Origin of the sequence: Cecembia sp., from assembly GCF_007126775.1 — a bacterium.
GTDB lineage: Bacteria > Bacteroidota > Bacteroidia > Cytophagales > Cyclobacteriaceae > Cecembia.
This window is the reverse complement of sequence record NZ_SLAP01000045.1, coordinates 1-4,731: the sequence shown is the minus strand read 5'-3', so window position 1 is coordinate 4,731 and position 4,731 is coordinate 1. Positions and strand designations below refer to the sequence as shown.

Annotated in this window: 4 protein-coding genes; all 4 read left to right on the top strand. The window is 40.9% G+C overall.

Features of this window, described 5'->3' with window-relative positions; translation table 11 throughout:
* Positions 1-454 precede the first annotated feature (454 nt).
* The 4 genes from QZT73_RS03170 (at position 455) to QZT73_RS03155 (ending at position 4,692) form a co-directional block, all read left to right on the top strand.
* Positions 455-1,561 carry a hypothetical protein gene (locus QZT73_RS03170; protein WP_291786587.1) on the top strand — a complete coding sequence of 369 codons (1,107 nt, stop codon included), beginning with the start codon at positions 455-457 and terminating at the stop codon, positions 1,559-1,561.
* A 902-nt stretch (positions 1,562-2,463) separates the two neighbouring features.
* On the top strand, positions 2,464-2,862 hold the full coding sequence (locus QZT73_RS03165) for a nucleotidyltransferase domain-containing protein (protein WP_291786586.1): 399 nt from the start codon (positions 2,464-2,466) through the stop codon (positions 2,860-2,862).
* Positions 2,852-3,199 carry a HepT-like ribonuclease domain-containing protein gene (locus QZT73_RS03160; protein ID WP_291786584.1) on the top strand — a complete coding sequence of 116 codons (348 nt, stop codon included), beginning with the start codon at positions 2,852-2,854 and terminating at the stop codon, positions 3,197-3,199. The genes QZT73_RS03165 and QZT73_RS03160 overlap by 11 nt, the downstream gene beginning before the upstream one ends.
* A 563-nt stretch (positions 3,200-3,762) precedes the next feature.
* Positions 3,763-4,692 carry a GNAT family N-acetyltransferase gene (locus tag QZT73_RS03155; RefSeq protein ID WP_291786582.1) on the top strand — a complete coding sequence of 310 codons (930 nt, stop codon included), beginning with the start codon at positions 3,763-3,765 and terminating at the stop codon, positions 4,690-4,692.
* Positions 4,693-4,731 lie beyond the last annotated feature (39 nt).

The following is a 4,731-nucleotide window of genomic DNA, read 5'->3' as shown; positions in this document are numbered from 1 at the left end:
CTGAACCCTGAACCTACTTCGTTCAAATGTTCACAGTTCATAGTTTTACGAATCTTGTAAAGTTCACTTGTACCCATGAACTCCTGAACTTCTGAACCCTGAACTTCTGAACCTTGAACTTCTGAACCTCGAACCCTGGACCTACTTTGTTCAAATGTTCAAAGTTCATAGTTTTACGAATCTTGTAAAGTAAACTAGAACCCATGAACTTCTGAACTCTGAACCCTGAACCTACTTCGTTCAAATGTTCACAGTTCATAGTTTTACGAATCTTGTAAAGTTCACTTGTACCCATGAACTTCTGAACCATGAACCATGAACCCTGAACTATGAACCCCTTAACCCCGAACCTCCAAAATACTTCGGAGCTGTAAAGACAGTTGAAATTTATTGGATTGATAGTATAAACTGCCCTAAAAAATAATAGATTTGTTCAAAGGACAAGCGCAGTACATTGAACCGATATCACATATCTACCGATACAGGCTTTTTGGTCTTCCTCTTCATTTACCATGTATCTTTTTCATTTCTATTTACCTGGTACCTCGGTCAATATGGAGGAGACGCCATCTCTTATTGGGCTTTGAGAACGGAGGCAGTGGATCAGCCTGAGCGCTGGTTTTCCCATTGGGGTACCCGCTCTTACTTTATACAGTGGCTCAATTATATTCCTGCGTACATCATTGGCCTACCCATGTGGCTAGGTAATGCAGGATATAGTATTTTGTCTTTTTTAGGATACTTTCTGCTTTACAGAAAGGTAAGGGAGCATATTGACATCAAGGATAACCCATGGCTCCAATACAGCCTTTGGCTCGTTTTTCTCATGCCCAATCTGCATTTTTGGACTTCCGCGATTGGAAAAGAATCCCTGAGTTTTTTGGGTTTGGTTCTTTTTCTTAAAGGCTTGCATTTAGTCCGTCCTGGATGGGTATACCTCCTTGGGGGGATTGCCCTTTCTTACATGGTCAGGCCCATGCAGGGTTTTATTCTCATGGGAGGATTGATGGCCATGATTGCCTTCAGCAAGTCTCTTCCTGGCAAGATCAAGGCAGGAGTGCTAATGGTTACCGGGGCAGTGGCTTTGATGATGCTGCGTTTTATCCTTTACATCACCCATATTCCTTTTCTACATCCCGAAAAGATTCTGGAATTCAGCGCCTCCCAATTTGAGTTTTTAGATCGTTACGGTGCAAATTCCGCAGTGCCTATGGGCGATTATTCCTGGCCGTTGAAAATATGGACTTTGTTTTTCCGGCCTTTTCTGGGAGAATGGGAAAGCATTTGGTATGCTGCGGCTGCATTGGAAAACAGCATCAACCTCTGTTTGATATTGGGAGCGGTTTGGTTGTTGCGCTGCTCCGGTTGGAGGAAAATCCCACTATTTATCGGAGCAGGCATTGCTTTTGGACTGCTGCTCACAGTAGTTTACGCCCTGACCTTGAACAATTTGGGCATTATCATGCGCCTGAAGTCCTTTTATATGATTTTCTTCCAATTGCTCTTTGTTTACGCATTGTCTTTTGCTGCCTCAAAAAAAGAAGCCGGTTTAAACCGATAAACTGATGGGGATTTGTTATTTTTCCCAAGCCTTGGTATAGGCTACTGCAAATTCTGATCAAAGCCCTGGTTTTCCTTTTTCTGAAAAAAAAATGCTTCGGTCCACTGGGACTGATGTGGCGAAGCTGTGTTTGTTGAAAAGACATATGATACAAGATCTAAGACTTAAGAAATAAGAGGCGAGAGCTTGTCCCGAGTGCAAAGCGATTCGGGAGGCCAGGATGTACGGGGGACTGAGCGTAAAGAAAAGCTCTTGTAGAGCTTTTTAGCTCAGGGCCAGGCTGCAGGGTGGGAAAAAGAGCCAAGTGGGTAAACCATTAAGGATTTAAGGGATTCATTAAGGTAATTGCCTGAAATGGTGACCATACAACCCCGATAGGGGTTTAATCCCTTTAGGGTATTTACCCCGGGTGCAACCCGGTGGTAGGAGGTAAGTTTGGTATTTGGAAATCCCGACTCCTACGGAGTCGAATTCTAAAGTATAATAAGTGTCAAGTAATTTCAGGGCTTGAGTAATTCTTAGTGCTGAAGGCCCTAAATACCCTAGAATAGGGTGTAGCCCTATCATGGAAAATCGAACAATTCGGTTAACATCCAGGGGCTGAAGAGCTTGTCCCGAGAATCGCGGCCACGGATAAAAATTAACCAAAAAACCTATCCCTGAAAAGAGAAACAAGTATCAAGACACAAGACACAAGATACATGAATCAAGACCCGCTTCTCGAAATTTGTCCCGACCCCTCGGGATCGTGAGACGATACAATGGATTTTTAATCCTCAAAGCATTTAAGGATCAATATTATATTTTAACCACAGATACATACAGATAAACACAGATGCACACTCCTGCCAGACGCAGGCAAGGATGAAAAAGCTGCGCTTTTTTTGTAAATTAAAGGTCTGATGAAAAGTAAAAAGTATCCTGAGAAACCAACTGATAGCGGAAAGGTCAGTGAACCGACGGCTTCCGGCTATGGACTTGCTGAAGATCTAAAGGTCCCTGAGTTTTTAAAGCCTTTTAAGAAGGAGATTGACGACCTCTGCAAGAAAAATCATGTAGCGCGTCTGTATGTCTTTGGGTCAGTTTTAAGGGATGATTTTAATCCGGATTCTGATATTGATTTTTTGGTTGATTTTGAAGAAAGTGATCCTGTTGCGTATTCTGACTTGTATTTTGCGTTTTCAGATAGTCTAAAGAAAACTCTGGGAAGAAAAATAGATTTGATAGAATTAAGGGCTATCAAAAACCCCTATTTTCTAAAAGAGGTGGATGAAAACAAAACCTTGATTTATGGACAATAAGGTCAATGGTTGGCTGGATGATATTCTTAGATCTATAGATGAGATTGCTGTTTTTCTGCCAAGACAAAGCAATTTTTTGGAATTTCAAAAAGACCTAAAGACGAAAAAGGCAATTGAAAGGAATATTGAAATAATCGGAGAGGCAGTCAATAGGTTAATAAGTTACAAGAAAGAAAAAATACTGATTAAGAATGCCAAACAGATAATTGGGACAAGGAATAGAATTATCCATGAATATGATAAAATATCTGACGAGATCATCTGGACCATTGTCATTAGAGAACTACCTAAATTAAAAGAAGAGATCCTTCAAATAAATAAATCTAAAGGTTCTTGATGTTAATCACACATAGGGTACGGTTCTGCTTCCCGAAATTTGTTCCGACCCCTCGGGATCGTGATGAGATACCGTGGATTTTTGATCCACATAGCCTTTAAGGATTACAAATCCTTGGTATCCCGCTTCGGGATTGCAAATCCCGAAGACCCAAAAAACCTATCCTTAAAAACAAGAATTACTACTCAGAAAAGCCTATCCTTGTCATTTCGACGACGGAGGAGGAGAAATCTAATCCTTTATCCTTGACTTAGATTTCTCCTCCTCCTTCCTCGTCGTCCCCGTCCGCGTCGGGCAGACCCGCCTCAACGGAACGGGCAAGGAAATGACAAAGTGAAGCGTTTGAGAATAACTAACCTTATGCTGTCAGCTAACCATTTCTGCTTCCTGAAATTTGCAGACCCGTGATGGGATAAATTGGATTTATAATCCATAGATATTTAAGGATCATAAATCCTTTTTCTCCAGTCAGGATTGCAAATCCCCGAAGAGCCCCAAATTTAACCACAGATCCACACTGATGAATACGGATGCAAGCTTCGCTTTTAAAACCAGGTAGATCATTGAATTTACAGGTAAAACCTTATCAGAACGCTAACCGAGAGCAATGGGATGAATTAGTCAGGCAATCTGCCAATGGCACCTTTTTACACCTTCGTTCTTTTATGGAATATCATGGAGACAGGTTTGAGGATGCTTCGGTGATGGTATGGGAAGGACAGCACGTATTGGCGGTATTTCCGGCCCACCAGGTAGGCAATCAGGTTTTTTCGCATCAGGGTCTGAGCTTTGGGGGATGGATTTTTAAAAAAGGACTGGAGAAAAATTTTCAAAAAGAAATCATCAACCTTACCCTTCATCATTATAAAAATAGGGGAGTAGAAAAGCTGACTGTCACACCAGTTCCGACATGCTATCATCGGGAAGCTGTATTTGATTATGACCTTTTATTGGAGTTGGGCTTTAAAATTGAAAATGTGAAGGATACAGCTGTTATCCCACTGCCCCAGGAAATTAAAGACAGGGGAAAGCGATGGGGAGTAAAAAAAGCCAAATCATCAGGGATAAGCATAGCCGAAAAAGCACCGAACTCAAATTTTTGGAATAATTTGTTATTGCCTTATCACCTTGAAAAACTCGGCAGACCACCTGTCCACACTTGGGAAGAAATTGAACAGCTTTATAAAAATCACCCGGATCAGATCAGTCTTTTCCAAGCTAGCAAAGGAGAGGAAATCCTTGCAGGTTTGATCCTTTTCAAATATTCCAAAGTTTTCAAAATTCAATATACAGCACTTACAGAAAATGGTAAAAAATACAGGGCAATGGATTTTTTAATTCAAACATTAATAAGCAGCACCAAGGTTGATTTCATTGATTTTGGGACTTCGGTGGACCCTTATACTGGAGAGGAAAAAACCAGCCTTTTGAACTGGAAAAAAAGTTTTGGAGCCCGATCCTTTCCATTAAAAACTTTTGAATACAAATTTTGAAGGGCTTTAATAATTCTTTCATTTTAATTTTTATCCTAT

Excerpts from the sequence above, each read along its gene's own strand:
- QZT73_RS03160 (WP_291786584.1), top strand. The coding sequence starts at position 2,852 with ATGGACAATAAGGTCAATGGTTGGCTGGATGATATTCTTAGATCTATA.
- QZT73_RS03165 (WP_291786586.1), top strand. The coding sequence starts at position 2,464 with ATGAAAAGTAAAAAGTATCCTGAGAAACCAACTGATAGCGGAAAGGTC.